Annotated in this window: 11 protein-coding genes; 5 read left to right on the forward strand and 6 right to left on the reverse strand. The window is 45.5% G+C overall.

The features are described from left to right. Window positions 1–74: 74 nt before the first annotated feature. Window positions 75–605, reverse strand: a complete 531-nt coding sequence (locus tag OCU35_RS07070; RefSeq protein ID WP_025633766.1) for a GNAT family N-acetyltransferase — start codon at window positions 603–605, stop codon at window positions 75–77. Between the two features lie 346 nt (window positions 606–951). Here OCU35_RS07070 and OCU35_RS07075 point away from each other — a divergent pair, with 346 nt between their 5' ends. Next, complete coding sequence (locus OCU35_RS07075; RefSeq protein WP_290238448.1) at window positions 952–1,932, forward strand: integron integrase; 981 nt, start codon at window positions 952–954, stop codon at window positions 1,930–1,932. Between the two features lie 6 nt (window positions 1,933–1,938). Here OCU35_RS07075 and OCU35_RS07080 read toward each other — a convergent pair whose 3' ends face one another. The 4 genes from OCU35_RS07080 to pheS form a co-directional block, all read right to left on the reverse strand. Then, a complete protein-coding gene (locus OCU35_RS07080; RefSeq protein ID WP_261825070.1) occupies window positions 1,939–2,130 on the reverse strand; it encodes a YwbE family protein in 192 nt (63 codons plus the stop codon). A 75-nt stretch (window positions 2,131–2,205) separates the two neighbouring features. Beyond that, window positions 2,206–3,498, reverse strand: a complete 1,293-nt coding sequence (locus tag OCU35_RS07085) for a DEAD/DEAH box helicase (RefSeq protein WP_261825071.1) — start codon at window positions 3,496–3,498, stop codon at window positions 2,206–2,208. 189 nt (window positions 3,499–3,687) lie between these two features. Beyond that, window positions 3,688–6,075, reverse strand: a complete 2,388-nt coding sequence (gene pheT / locus OCU35_RS07090; RefSeq protein WP_102377123.1) for a phenylalanine--tRNA ligase subunit beta — start codon at window positions 6,073–6,075, stop codon at window positions 3,688–3,690. 17 nt (window positions 6,076–6,092) lie between these two features. Then, window positions 6,093–7,076, reverse strand: a complete 984-nt coding sequence (gene pheS, locus OCU35_RS07095) for a phenylalanine--tRNA ligase subunit alpha (protein WP_017030158.1) — start codon at window positions 7,074–7,076, stop codon at window positions 6,093–6,095. A 455-nt stretch (window positions 7,077–7,531) separates the two neighbouring features. Between pheS and OCU35_RS07100 the strand changes: the two genes are divergently transcribed. The 4 genes from OCU35_RS07100 (at window position 7,532) to OCU35_RS07115 (ending at window position 13,963) form a co-directional block, all read left to right on the forward strand. Further along, the gene (locus OCU35_RS07100; protein WP_261825072.1) at window positions 7,532–10,162 is read left to right on the forward strand and encodes a DUF2339 domain-containing protein; all 2,631 of its coding nucleotides are present in this window, start codon (window positions 7,532–7,534) and stop codon (window positions 10,160–10,162) included. Window positions 10,163–10,194: 32 nt separating this feature from the next. Further along, window positions 10,195–11,238, forward strand: a complete 1,044-nt coding sequence (locus tag OCU35_RS07105; protein WP_261825073.1) for a DUF3080 domain-containing protein — start codon at window positions 10,195–10,197, stop codon at window positions 11,236–11,238. 12 nt (window positions 11,239–11,250) lie between these two features. Beyond that, window positions 11,251–12,336: a PQQ-dependent sugar dehydrogenase gene (locus OCU35_RS07110; protein ID WP_261825074.1), complete on the forward strand. Its 1,086-nt coding sequence runs from the start codon at window positions 11,251–11,253 to the stop codon at window positions 12,334–12,336. Between the two features lie 403 nt (window positions 12,337–12,739). After that, entirely contained in the window at window positions 12,740–13,963 is a 1,224-nt protein-coding gene (locus OCU35_RS07115; protein WP_261825075.1) for a YadA-like family protein, read from the forward strand. A 50-nt stretch (window positions 13,964–14,013) separates the two neighbouring features. Here the strand turns inward: OCU35_RS07115 and OCU35_RS07120 are convergent, their stop codons facing one another. Beyond that, window positions 14,014–14,850: a sulfurtransferase gene (locus tag OCU35_RS07120; protein ID WP_261825076.1), complete on the reverse strand. Its 837-nt coding sequence runs from the start codon at window positions 14,848–14,850 to the stop codon at window positions 14,014–14,016. Between the last annotated feature and the right edge of the window lie 25 nt (window positions 14,851–14,875).

Genomic DNA, 14,875 nt, shown 5'->3' on the forward strand with positions numbered 1-14,875 from the left:
GGTGTGAGCGGCGCTTGGCTATACTTGAGCGAAGCGAAACTGCCAAGCGTTGCGAATCACTCTTAAATGCTTTGTTAGTTGCGTTCTTGCCACTCCGAACGCAACACCCCATATTTCACTGAATCGTAATACTCGCCTTCATAATAACGTACTTTTCTTAGCCTTGCTTCTTGTTGAAAACCCAACTTTAGCGCCAGAGACATCATGCGCGGATTGCCTGACCATGTTGTCAAACCGACCCTTTCGATTGTGTTATTTTTGAACAAGTATGATATCCATTGAGGAAGAGCCAACGCAGCGATACCTTGCCCCCAGAATTTGGAATCGTAGATCACCACACCTGCTTCAAGCCAACGAGTTTCTTCACATTCCCAATAACAGCTGACTGTCCCTATCGGTGTATCATCGACAGTGATTAACTGTAAATCTGAGCCGGCTAACAACCGTTGAAACGAAGACTTTTCAAACTGCTTTAATGAAGGGTGAGAGTACGGAAAATATGGACCATTAAACTGAGTCCATGCATCGTTTGAAGTTACCAACGCATGGATTGACTCCAATTCATTTGATTTCGCTGGTCTAATACTTATTCGTTTTTCTTCCACGATACTACCCTATTCTTTGAAGCAAACTAACAGCTTATTAGTGAGAAGTCCTGCTTCGAAACCGTTAAGCATGACAATCCCTAATAGTAACTATCTGATATTAATACCTAATATATCATTACATCGGTAATCTACAACCGGTTAATGGGAAGTCTCAATAAACCAGATAATAGGTTTCCCATTATCAAAGGAGTCTACATCCGCAATCATCTGAAATTAGTCAGGTTTTATTGAGTCGCACTAGAACAAGCGGGAATGCTATACGCTAATTACAACTTTTTTCACACTTGTAAAAGTAATCTCAACGATAAGCTCTATAGACATACCGCGAGATTGAGGTGTGATTATGCCCAGTTTATTCTTATCTGAAGTCCGCCAAGGCATCCGGACTAGAGGCTACAGCCTAAAAACGGAAAAAGCGTACATATATTGGATAAAGCTTTATATTCGATATCATAATTTAAGTCATCCTCTTGATATGTCCACACCAGATATCGAGCGTTTCCTATCTTTTCTTGCCAATCAGCGGGGCGTATCACCCAATACACAAAAAGTCGCGTTGAACGCCCTCGCATATTTATATAACCAACACTTAAAGATGCCAATGGGTCAACTTACTTTCAAGCATGCTCCTCCGAAGAGAAAACTACCTTCGGTGATATCCCCCGAAGAAGTAGAGGTCATCCTTGAATCATTAAATGACAAGTTTTCGCTTATTTTTTCACTACTCTACGGCTCTGGATTGAGGATAACGGAGTGCCTTCAATTACGAATCAAGGATTTTGATTTTTCTAATCGTACTCTCGTTGTACATAATAGAAAGGGTGGCAAAGACCGCACTACACTTCTAAGTGTTCAGTTAAGACCGCAAATAGAGCAATTCATGGCAAAGGCGACCATCATTCAAAACAAAGATAATCAACTAGGTATTGGTCCTTCGTTGCCTTACGCTTTGGGTAAAAAATACCCCAACGCTTATCGCGAACTTGGATGGATGTATCTATTCCCATCTGTGAACTTATGCCGTCATCCGTATACCAATACATTATGTCGACACCACCTTAGTGATTCTGCTGCTCGTAAAGCATTACGAGTGGCATTGATGAAAAATCAAATGCATAACAAGCAAATCAGTTGCCATACTTTCAGGCATAGTTTTGCTACAGAATTACTAAGGGCAGGACAAGATATTAGAACAGTTCAAGAGTTACTGGGGCACAGCGATCTCGCTACTACCCAAATATATACCCATGTCATTGGAGAGCATTTTGCTGGAACCATCAGTCCTCTAGACAGGCTAGATGGGCTGAAAGGAAATTCCGAGTAACGGGGTTTAAACGATCTCTTTCACACGACCAACATCGCCACTTTCAAGACGAACCTTAATTCCATGTGGATGGTTGGGCGACTTTGTTAGGATGTCTTTCACGACACCTGAGGTGAGTGTTCCGGTGCGTTGGTCTTTCTTAAGAACAATTTTGACTTCTAGGCCAGGGTGGATGTCCGATCTTTGAGTTCCGCTCATGGTTTATTCCTTATCGTTGGAGTATGAATTATAAAAAATGCCAACCTTGATGGGTTGGCATTTACTGTTTATTGATTAAGAGTTTCTTAACCAGATGTCAGAGCTGCCCTGCCCTTTTTTCTTGCGCTTCTTCTTGCCAGTGCCAGCTGGAGCGGCCTTTGGCTTGTTGGCTTCGATCATTTCTTGAGTGATGGCTTCATCTACTTCAAAGCCTGCAACTTGCTCGCGCTCAAGACGGATCTTGTTCTTCTTCTCGATAACCTTGAAGTGATGTAGGTCTTCGTAATCAATCAATGACAAAGCCAAACCGACTTCACCTGCACGACCGCTTCGGCCAATGCGGTGCATGTAATCTGATGGGCTTCTTGGAAGGTCAAAGTTGATCACTACTGGCAGTTTTTCAATGTCTAGGCCACGCGCTGCGATATCCGTTGCGATCAGCACTTCAATCTCACCTGATTTGAACGCATCAAGGATACGGGTACGATAACCTTGGCCTTTATCACCGTGAAATACGTCAGCTTCAATACCGCGCTTATAAAGTTTGTCTGCTAGGTGCTCACAGCTGTTTTTCGCATTCACGAACACTAACGCTTGACGCCATTGGTGCTTTTTGATGAGGTGCGCAAGTACAGCTGTCTTCTCGCCTTTGTTGACGTTGAATACACGCTGAACCACGGTGCTCTCATCATCGCTCTGCAGCTGCACTTCAACTGGATCGTTTAGCAGCTCTTGAGTTAGCGCTTGTACTTGTTCTGGGAAAGTCGCTGAGAACAGTAGCGTCTGCTTTTGCTTAGGCAGTTTCGCCAAAAGATCAGACAGCTCTTCGGTAAAGCCAAGGCTCAACATGCGATCTGCTTCATCAAGCACTAAGGTCTTCACTCTATCAAGCTTAATGGCGTTGCTAGAGATAAGATCAATTAGACGACCTGGGGTTGCTACTAAGATATCCGTGCCGCCACGCAATGCTTGCATTTGCGCGTTGGTCGATACACCGCCGAATACGGCTACGGTTTTGATCTCACCGTTAAAGTGCACCGCGTAAGACTTAATATTATCAGCAACCTGCTTTGCCAACTCACGCGTTGGAACCAAGATCAAGCCAGATACATAGTTGCCTTTGCTTGAGCTAGATTTAACGAGATCATGCTTAGTAAACAGTTCCTGCAGCATTGGCAGCGCAAATGCCGCTGTCTTACCTGAGCCAGTATTTGCACCGGCAATGACGTCACGACCCTCTAATACACTAGGAATGATTTGCGCTTGAATAGGCGTAGGTTGTTGATACTCCAGCTCTTCTAGTCGTGCTAAAAGAGGTTTAATTAAGGCAAGATCAGCAAAGCTGTTAGGGGTTGTGGCATTGGTCATAGATAATTTGGCTCAGACTTAAATTGTGAGGCGCATTCTAGCGTATTTCGACTAATTGAAGTAGTACTAACAGCCTTCTGCCAGTTTTCAGTGCAATTACATTCAGTTTCACGGAAGTTAGCCAAAAAAAATGGGGAGCCATCAGGCTCCCCATTTCATATTGAGATTTTTTGTACTAGTTAATAAGAACTAGTCACGCAATACAGCGTCAAACTTCTCAGATACAGCCTTCACAGTTGCTTCTACAGCGCCAGAGATGTCTGCTTCTTCCAGAGTACGCTCAACTGATTGTAGAGTAAGAGCAATCGCAAGACTCTTCTTACCTTCTTCAACGCCTTTACCTTGGTAAACGTCGAACAGTTTCGCATCTGTCATTAGCTCGCCACCGTTTGCAAGACATGCTGCTACTACGTCGCCAGAAGCGACTGCTTCATCAACAACTAGCGCGATGTCGCGACGGTTTGCAGGGAACTTAGATACCGCTACTGCTTCAGGCAATACGCGAGTCGCAATTGCAGACCACTCAAGTTCAAACACAACAGTACGGCCGTTAAGACCAAACTTGCGCTCAAGCTCTGGGTGAACCGTACCAATCACGCCCACTTCTTTACCGTCTAGGATGATAGCCGCAGCTTGTCCTGGGTGAAGTGCTGGGTGCTTAGTTGCCGCAAAGCTGTACGCTTTGTCATCACACGTTAGCTCAAGAACCGCTTCTAGGTCGCCTTTAAGGTCGAAGAAATCAACAGTGTTGGTTTCAATGTCCCAGTGCTCTTCGCTGCGAGTACCCGCAAGAACGCCCGCTAGCATCGACTCTTGACGCATGCCGTTTTCAGCATTTGCATCAGGAATAAAACGAAGACCTGATTCAAATAGACGTACGCGTGGTTGTTGACGCTTTTGGTTGTGAACAACAGTGTTCAATAGACCTTGGATAAGCTGCACACGCATCGCTGACATATCGGCAGAGATTGGGAATGGCAGAATCAAAGGTTCAATGTTTGGTTCGATAAGCTTTTGCTGCTCAGGCTCTACAAAGCTATAAGTGACTGCTTCGTGGTAGCCACGGTCTACTAGCAAATCACGAACACGTTTAAGTGGCTGGTTTGCCTCTTTGTGGTCGTTCATTGTAAGAGCCGCCATTGGCGCTTGATTTGGAATGTTGTTGTAGCCAAAGATACGGCCAACTTCTTCAATCAAGTCTTCTTCGATAGCGATATCAAAGCGCCATGTTGGAGCAACAGCGTTCCAGCCAGCATCAGTAGTTTCAACTGTGCAGCCAAGACGCTCAAGGATCTCAACCACGTCTGCATCAGAGATAGAGTGACCTAGTAGGCTGTCTAGCTTAGAGCGACGCAGAGCAACGGTGTTTGCTTTTGGAAGATCTGCTTCAGATTCAACGCCAGCGATAGGTGCAACGTCACCGCCACAGATCTCAACGAGAAGCTGAGTCGCACGCTCCATTGCCTTGTGCTGTAGTGCGTAATCCACACCACGTTCAAAACGCATAGAAGAATCAGTGTGCAAACCGTAAGCGCGTGCACGGCCACGGATATGATCCGGTGCAAAGAATGCGCTCTCAAGCAATACGTCTGTCGTTTCTGTCGTTACGCCAGAACCTTCACCACCAAATACGCCTGCAATCGCTAGCGCTTGGTTGTGGTCAGCAATAACCAGTGTATCTGCGTTTAGCTTCGCTTCGTTGCCATCAAGAAGAGTCAATTTCTCGTCTTGCTCAGCCATACGAACCACGATGCCACCTTCAATCTTGCTCAGATCGAATGCGTGCATTGGTTGGCCTTGCTCTAGCATCACGTAGTTAGTGATATCAACGATTGGGTCGATAGAGCGAATGCCACAGCGACGCAGCTTCTCTTGCATCCAGATAGGAGAAGAAGCTTTAACGTTTACGTTCTTAACCACACGGCCAAGGTAACGTGGACACGCTTCTGAAGCTTTTACTTCAACAGAAACTGTGTCTTGAATGCTTTCAGCGACTGCTGCGAACTCAGGCTCTTTAACCGTTTCACGGTTTAGAACGCCCACTTCACGAGCTAGACCACGGATGCTAAAGCAATCCGCACGGTTCGCCGTTAGGTCAACATCGACTGTTACGTCGTTTAGGTCTAGGAACTCACGGAAATCAGTACCGATTACCGCGGTTTCAGGTAGTTCCATGATGCCATCAGACTCGATGTCGATACCTAGCTCAGTAAATGAACACAGCATGCCGTGTGACGGTTGGCCACGCAGTTTTGCTTTTTTAATTTTGAAATCGCCAGGTAGAACAGCACCCACAGTTGCTACAGCAACTAGGATACCTTCGCGGCAGTTTGAAGCGCCACATACGATATCTAGCAATTCTTCAGCGCCAACATCTATTTTAGTTACGCGCAGTTTGTCAGCATCAGGGTGCTGACCACACTCAACAACTTTACCTACTTTAACGCCGGTAAATTCGCCAGCAACAGGAAGAACGTCGTCTACCTCTAGGCCAGCCATTGTGATTTGGTGTGTTAGTTCGTCAGTAGTAACCGCAGGGCTAACCCACTGACGAAGCCATGATTCACTGAATTTCATCTAATTGTGCCCCTGGATTACTTGAACTGTTTAAGGAAACGAAGATCGTTCTCGAAGAACGCACGCAAGTCCGTTACGCCGTAACGAAGCATAGTCAAGCGCTCAACACCCATACCAAATGCGAAGCCTTGGTATTGTTCAGGGTCGATGCCTACAGAGCGAAGTACGTTCGGGTGAACCATGCCACAACCAAGAACTTCTAGCCATTTGCCGTCTTTACGCTTAACGTCAACTTCTGCAGAAGGCTCTGTGAACGGGAAGTAAGAAGGACGGAAACGTACTTCAACTTCTTCTTCAAAGAAGGCAACTAGGAAGTCAGAGATGATGCCTTTAAGCTGTGCAAAGTTTACGTTCTCGTCAACCAACAGACCTTCAATTTGATGGAACATTGGAGTGTGAGTTTGGTCGTAATCGTTACGGTAAACACGGCCTGGTGCGATGAAACGGAACGGTGGTTTACCGTTTTCCATTGTACGGATCTGAACACCAGAGGTGTGCGTACGTAGCATCAAGTCAGGGTTGAAGAAGAAAGTATCGTGGTCAGTACGAGCCGGATGATCTTCTGCAATGTTCAGCGCATCGAAGTTATGGAATGCATCTTCGATTTCAGGGCCTGATTCTGTTGCAAAACCAAGCTCACCAAAGAACTGTTCCATACGCTCGATTGTACGAGTAACTGGGTGCAGACCACCGTTTTCAATGCGACGACCTGGTAGGGTCACATCGATAGTTTCAGCCGCTAGCTTCGCTTCTAGCTCTGCTTTTTGCAGGCCGTCTTTGCGAGCAGCAATAGCTTGCTGAACTGCGCCTTTCGCTTTGTTGATCTCTTGACCAGCACTGCGGCGCTCTTCTGGTGGTAGTTTACCTAGGCTTTGAAGTTGAAGCGTTAGCTCACCTTTCTTACCTAGAAACTGAACGCGCACTTCATCCAGTGCGACTAGCGATTGTGCTTCTTCAATAGCAGCAGTCGCGTTAGCAATAATCTCTTGTAGATGTTGCATTGTTTCCTCATCTGCCTAGCTGGCAGTATCCTTCGGGACTTCGGGTATTTTGAATAGCTACACATAGTAATAAAAGGCAGACACAAAGCCAAACCTAATTGGGAGGAAATTCAAGATTAATTAAAACTTTGCCAAGATCGGACGCAACTGCACACATATTGCCGACAAATTAAACGCTATATCCCTAAAATGAGCTTACTTACCAGCGCCGTTACCGCATTAGGGTTCACCACCGAGATCACTAGTTTACAGGCGATAAGAAACAGATTGGGTTCGTCTTTAAAAAAACTGAAACCTTACAATACGTATCGTAAGGATAGTGCTCAGTAAGTGGGTCTATTTTACTAAGGGTTTTGTCAAAGGAAGTTTGTAGAAGCGCAAAGAAAAACCAAGTAATTCAACACGTTTCAAGGTGCTATGCTTAAGAAACGAAAACCTTGGATTACTTGGCATACATGTTTGAAATAATGCTCCTGCTACAATTCGCCCTCCTCGTCGCCATCATTGTTGGTTTGGTGATGGCGCGTTACGCTCACAAAAGAATTTCCAAGCTTCAAGGTGAATTAGAACAGCTACAACTTCAAGTCGCGCTGCAAAATGTAGAAAAGCACAATGTTGAAAGACGCGATCAAGAACCCGAAGTCGCGGTGCAGGACGCTCACAGTCCTAACCTAGCAAGAGCAACGCCGACTTTAGAGCTTTATCAGCCGAAATCAGAACCACAGAGTAAAAGCGCTCCTTCGTGGGAGGCTGGACAAATCAAGTTCAAGCAGTGGCTTGAGCATCTCAGCAGCAATAGTCTGCTGTGGCTGGGTGGCTTTGTGTTAGCACTTGGCGGCGTATTTCTTGCAAAATACGCGGTGGAAGCTGGGTTAATTTCAGCTCATGCTCGTGTCGCACTAGGCTTTGCATTTGGCATTGCGCTGTTGGTTGGTGCTGAATACCTTGTTCGATACCCCAAGCGGTTTAATATTCAAACCAGTCAAGTGAGCGCCGCATTAGCCTCGGCGGGTGTCATCACCAGTTTTGCCATGATAGTGGTTTCAACACATTACTATCAGTTTATCTCCTCGACTCCGGCGTTGATTCTTACCATCATCGTCACCTCACTGGCCACCTTTATGGCGCTTAGGTTTGGCCCTATTGTTGCTTTCATTGGTGTTATTGGCAGTTATGCGATACCCGCATTGTTTTGGGAGCTGCAGCCCAATACGTTGCAGCTCGCCCTATTTGTGGTGTTTATCAGTGCGTCTGCTGTTTATATCTCTGAAAAAGTGGCTAGCGAGTGGTTGTGGCGACTCTGCTTTGCGGGGAACTTCGCATGGCTTCTCATTACGACGCTAATATCTAGCACCTCATTTGAGATCTACGTGCTTCTTGCCTTTAGCCTGCTATCCCTTTATTTGTTTACTCTCGTCCCTGTTTTGGGATGGCGTTTATTACAACAAAACACTATAGCTATTCCTGTTAAAGTCTTGCTCATGCCACGTAAAGAGCAAGCAGGGTTGATCTGTTCATTGGCGCCACTTATCGCCTTTTATATTCTCTATGGATTTCAAGCGGAGCTCATCACCTGCACCTTGATCTATGCCGCTGTCCTTTGCGCTGCGTCTGTCCGACATTCCGCTTTTGATACATGGCCAATGCTGGCACTGGCGCTCACCATAATGACCTTGGTGCTTCATGTGCCGACGTCTGACTTCAGCGACATGCTATTCATGTACACGGGCGCACATCAATTCACCCAATTCTGCGCCATCGCGTTTTTGATGTTTGCCGCAATGATGCACCGCCGTTACCCCAACCGCCCTGCGTTCTCACTGCTGTTTGCCAGTGCAACGCCTTTGCTGTTTGCTACAAGCTATAGTTTAACCAGCACTGAGGCGAGCCAAATGCTCTACTCTTTGTGGTCTGTAGAGTTGGTCATTTTAGCCATTGTTGCGGTGCTCATTACAAAGAAGTATCAAGAGCCGCATATTTTGGTTTCCGGCTGGCTACTCGCTAACGCTAACCTGTGTTTGATATTTACCATGCTTCTTGAGGCCGGCACGCTCACCGTAGCATTGACAGTTCAATTATTTGCTCTTGCCTTTTGGAGTCGTCGCTTCAACTTCAGCGCTCCAGATTGGTTGATTAAAGTGATGGTCGCGGTGGTCATAATTCGCCTCACATTAGCGCCATGGCTACCTGAGTATCAGTCCGAAACCATCTTGGGCATTCATTGGACACTGATCATTTACCCTGTCTGCTTTGCTCTGTTATTTGCCACCAGCACTCAATTACAACGCTCGTCCATAGAGCCTTGGTTAGCAGGATCTCGCCTTCATCTGATTGCGTTATTCGTCACCACTGAAACAAGTTACTTTCTTGTTGGCGACTATCCTTCGGTATTTGCACTTACCTTCAAGGAGTCTGCGCTATTAGCCATGAACTGGTTGGCGCTTTCTCTCATTTATCTATACCGTTTGAGAGTCAGCACAGGAAATACAAAGATCGTTTATCAATACTTTGCCTGCGCGTTAATCGGCGGCTCTGCCTTGCTTCACGTACATCTGTTCACCACATTAAACCCACTATTTACTAACCAATTCCTTGGGGATTACTTCCTTTTAAATTGGTTGCTCCCGCTATGGGTCATTCCTGGTTGTATTGTTGCTATTGGTTGGTTATTCAAGCTGATACCAACCCAGTTTTCTGTTTACGCGCTAGCCGCTTCAGGTGCATTTATCGCCCTAGGCATCAATGCGTTAATTCGACATTACTTTCATGATGGTTCGATTGGCGTAGTGCTTGGCATTAAAGAACTAGAACTCTATACCTACTCCGTTGTTTGGCTACTGTTGTCGGTTGTCGCTATTGTCTGGTCTCAAAAACAGGTCAATCAATTGGCGCACCACATTGGCTTTGGCATTCTCTTTATCGTTATTTTTAAGGCCTTTGTCATCGATATGTCTCAGCTAACGGGCTTATATCGCGCATTGTCTTTCTTAGGTTTAGGGCTGTGCTTAGTGGCTATAGGTTGGCTATTCCAACGCTTGAAGCATGATGACAGTTCAATGAGCAAGGGGATGAGCAAATCCACTTAGACTATCTGTCCTTCCAATGCGTATACGTGGTTATGAATAATATTCGAGGGCTGTTTGTGAAGGGAGCAAAAAGCGCAACCGCCATCACTGTTACTATGGCTGCATGCCTTGCCTTGTTGGGTTGTGATCGATCATCGAGCGTTGAAGCTAAATTTGAGAACTATCTTGAGCGCCTTGCCAACGTACAAGAAAAAGACGCGATGGAAGTGGCAATTTCACCCCCTGAATATCCAAGAAAGCGCGACCTCTTTCAGCAACCTTCTAGGCAAACCGTTGGGCTTGTTGATGCCCTTCAGCTTTCTAAATGTCATCTCATGGAGTTGGTCGCACAAAGAAACACGGTACTGGGTAAGGTGCAAGATCAGTTCCGAAGCTTAGAGTACGAAATAGCGCTTTTAAGTGGATTAAAATCGTGTCTAGCCACGAATGAATTGAACGGAGATCTCAACCAAGATCTGCAGAGGATCTATGCCGTTAAATGGCAAGAGTTGCCGTTACATATCACCAATACTCTCTACAGCAGCGACGCTCTTTACGCCAATGCCTTCTCAACAAGCTGGTACACAGAAGAGACTAACCAAGGGTTATATAGCCTGCAAAGCGCGCTTCAAGCATTGTCTTCTCTGCACGCCCAATACCGTGAGGGGGAACTGCCTGAATACTTCGATATCCTTAGTTATCAAGAAGAGATAGAAAAGTACGATCAACTCGGCCGAATAAGCTATTCCTTGCAATCTGCGACCGTCTATTTGCACGCGAGTACACAACAACTTAAGCAGCACGATAGCGTGATATTTTGCGGAAAAAACCGAGACACAACCAAGTATCGCAGACTAAAAAACGTATTTCAGAAATACTATGTTGGGGAGATCCAGCCCTACCTGGCAGACCTCAACTCCGCCTACCATACGTTATCTCCACACATCGACATTCTTTATACTGTCAATCTCGACAAGCAATACCATCATCCTGTACAAAGTGCATATACTGAATACAAACAAGCCACAATCAATCACGCGCAATACTGGATGTCACTATTCAAGCGTTGTGGCGACAAAGCTGGACAGTCAGGCTAAAAGGAAACAGGCATGCTTAGGTTGAAAAAAAGTCATTTACTCGCAGTCGTGTTGGGAACATTGGGTTGTGTAAACCTCAGCCACGCCTACAGTTTGCAAACCGTAGCAACTGGATTAAAAGTGCCTTGGTCAATCGAGTTTGCAGATAGCAAAACCGCTGTCATTAGCGAGCGTAATGGTTCTATCGTGGAGCTGGACATACCATCCGGAAAGATCAAGGCTCTGTACAAACCTAAGGATGTGTACGCTGGCGGTCAAGGCGGATTGTTAGACCTCGCCTTTAACCCGAAAGACAACAGCCAGTTGTTCATCACCTACAGCCAGAATAATAAAAAAGGCCCGAGCACTACCCTAGCCTCAGCAACCTATGCCAAGGGTTCACTCAGTAATTTCAAGGAAGTGCTGCCTACCCAATCTCACTCAGATACCGGAAGACATTTTGGTAGCCGCATTGTGTTTGATGATGAGGGCATGCTCTATTTTTCCATTGGAGATAGAGGCGATAGGGATAACGGTCAAGACATCTCTAATCATGCTGCCACCATTCTACGTATTAACGCTGACGGTTCAGTACCAAAAGACAATCCCTATGTAAGCAGTGACAATGCCCTACCTGAGATATGGAGCTATGGGCATAGAAATACGCAAGGGATAACCTTTGACCCGGTAACAAAAACACTATGGGCAATCGAGCATGGTCCTCGTGGAGGAGATGAGATAAACAGGATTGAGAAAGGACACAACTACGGCTGGCCCATGACCTCTCACGGCAAAGAATACTGGGGTCCTTTAATGGTCGGTGACTCTGAGTACCAAGAAGGGGTTACCCCGCCTTCACTTGTTTACACCCCATCAATTGCGCCTTCTTCTCTCATTATGTATCGAGGCGAACGCTATCCAGAACTTAATGGAAAGCTACTCGCAGGCGCCTTAAAGCTCACTCACATCAACGTTATCAAGATAGACGGTAAGGAACTGATCGAAGAGAAGCGCCTATTTGAAGACTTAGGCGAAAGGATTCGTGATATACAAGTCTCACCTGATGATTACCTGTATATCACCACAGACAGTGGCAAGGTGATGCGACTCGTTCCCTAGTCTTGCTCGTCAATTCAAAATCGCAATTATGGAAAATCACTAATAACCTCTCGATGCTAGAAGTACGGGGATTTTCCTAGTATCGAGAAGGTCAATTCTATACTGAGGCCTTTCTAACCCCTTACCTTTGATACTCTCACTAAAAACTACCCAAGCACCACTCTAGATAAAGCATAAGCAATTGTAATTAATTAATAAATTACCCTCGTTCTCTCGTGTCAAATGATCTCTTATTCCAGAGATTGCCCTCCACAGTCTAACCATTCACTAATTGACATGAAAAAATTTCATCATAGTCAGTCTAACAAGTCATTTTATTATAAGACCCATTCGGCAGTAAATTAATTAGGCACCTCACAAGGAGGTTATAACATTCATCAATTAAGTACCCTAGGGGGACCTTATGAAAAACCTATCTAAAACGCTTATTACTTTTGCAATACTATCAGTGGCAGGCCAAGCATTTGCGGCACCAGCAACAACCCTTGAACAGCGCCTACAAAATCTAGAATCACAATCACGAGATCAGTACAGTTATAACGGCGATACAAGTCGAAAAACACGAGAACTAGAGCGACGCATCAATGAGCATGGGCAACAGGAACACGCTATGTGGAACGAAGTGTCCATCGACCACCACACCAACGACCGACAACAAGTAGAGATCAACAAAAATAGCCAACGTCTCGATGGATACAGTCACTTAATTGTGCACAATACCCAGCAGGTATCGGCCAACAAACAACAAGTCGCTAGCAACACCGCTGCCCTGCACAACGTTCAAAGTGAGGCATCAGCGAACACTCAAGCTAATAACGCACAAGCATCAATGCTTATGAAACACGAAAGCCAATTGAACCAACAGAAAGCACAAGTTAATAACAATGCTCAGCGTTTGGATGCTCATAGCCATTTAGTCATGGAGAACACTCAAAGAATTACCGATAACAAACAACAAATCGACAGCCATACTGCAGTTCTACATCATGTACAAGGTCAAGCATCAGCAAACACTAGAGCAAACAATGCACAAGCATCGATGCTTATGAAACACGCAACTGAGCTTGATCAACAACGTACTAATATCGCGCAAAATCACAACGATATTGAACAAACAAGAGCTCATGTCGCGCAAGATCATGCTCAAGTACAAGCAAATAGCCATGGTGTCACTGAAGTTGGCAATAAAGCACTAGAGAACCGAGCAGGGATCGAGCAAAACAAAGCCCAGATCACAGCACATGATAAGCAGATTGCAGATGCCAACACACACGCTAGAAATGCAGAAAATGATGCTACGTATGCGCGTAAGATGAGTACTCAGAATGCAGATGCTATTAGCCAGAACCAAGATGCTATCAAAGGCCTACGTGAAGATATGGAACAAATGGCTAAAAACGTAGATGGTGCGTATGCCGAATCTGCTGCTTTTGCAGGTCTAGTTGACCCATATGGTGTAGGTAAATTCGCGGTTACTGCCGCAGTGGGTTATCACGGTGATGCACAAGCGATTGCGGTGGGTGTCGGTGAACGATTCACCGAGAATTTTACTGCAAAACTCGGCGGTGCTTATGACACAGCAACAGAATCAATGAGTGCATACGCTGGTGTTGGTTATGAGTTCTAACAAATAAGTTCGCGAAAAAAGGAGCCTTTATGGCTCCTCGTTTTTTGTGTTTACTCTCCCAGAGGAAGTGCCTCATTAGAGCCCCATTCTGCCCAAGAGCCATCGTATAAAATGGTGTTGGATAGACCCACTTCATGAGCGGCTAAGATCAGAATACAAGCGGTAATCCCCGAACCACAGGAAAACACCATACGCTCAGAGTCTGCACTATCAATATTTGAGAACAGCTGTGATAGCACCTGTTTCGATTTAAACCCATTCCCTTCCATCAGCGATGCAAAAGGAAGATTCACAGAATTAGGGATTCGCCCCGCTCTAACGCCTGGTCTCGGCTCTGCTACTTCGGCATTAAACCTCGCGCTGCCTCTGGCATCGACAACCAATTGTTGAGGATTGTTTAGCTCTGATAGTACCGTTTGATAGTCAGTCACTTTATTTGAATCGTAGCTAGCGACAAAATCGCCTTTGCCAGAAGCTTCTGCATAAGCGGAAGTGGTTGGGTACCCTTTCTCAATCCACGCAGGTAGTCCGCCATCTAACACTTTCACATTGTCAAAGCCCATCACTTTAAACGTCCACCATGCGCGAGGAGCGCTATAAATGCCTTGATTGTCGAAGATCACAAGCTTACTTTGCTTGTTAATTCCTAGCTTCTGAACCTGTTCAGTAAATTGTTGTGAGGTAGGAAGTGCGTGCAGCTGCGTCGATTCGTTATTACAAAAATCATTTTCAATATCAAAGGGCAACGCGCCAGCAATGGTGACGAACTCTGGGTACTCAATAGGTTCTTTGCCCACTACTTTCAGCATAAAGGCATCAAGCAGTACCAGATCTTTATCATCTAAATGCTCGTGTAACCAAGCACAATCAACCAACACATTGCTCATCTCTTATCCCTAAAATACTGATTCA

It is taken from the genome of Vibrio breoganii (genome assembly GCF_024346795.1).
Lineage (GTDB): Bacteria > Pseudomonadota > Gammaproteobacteria > Enterobacterales > Vibrionaceae > Vibrio > Vibrio breoganii.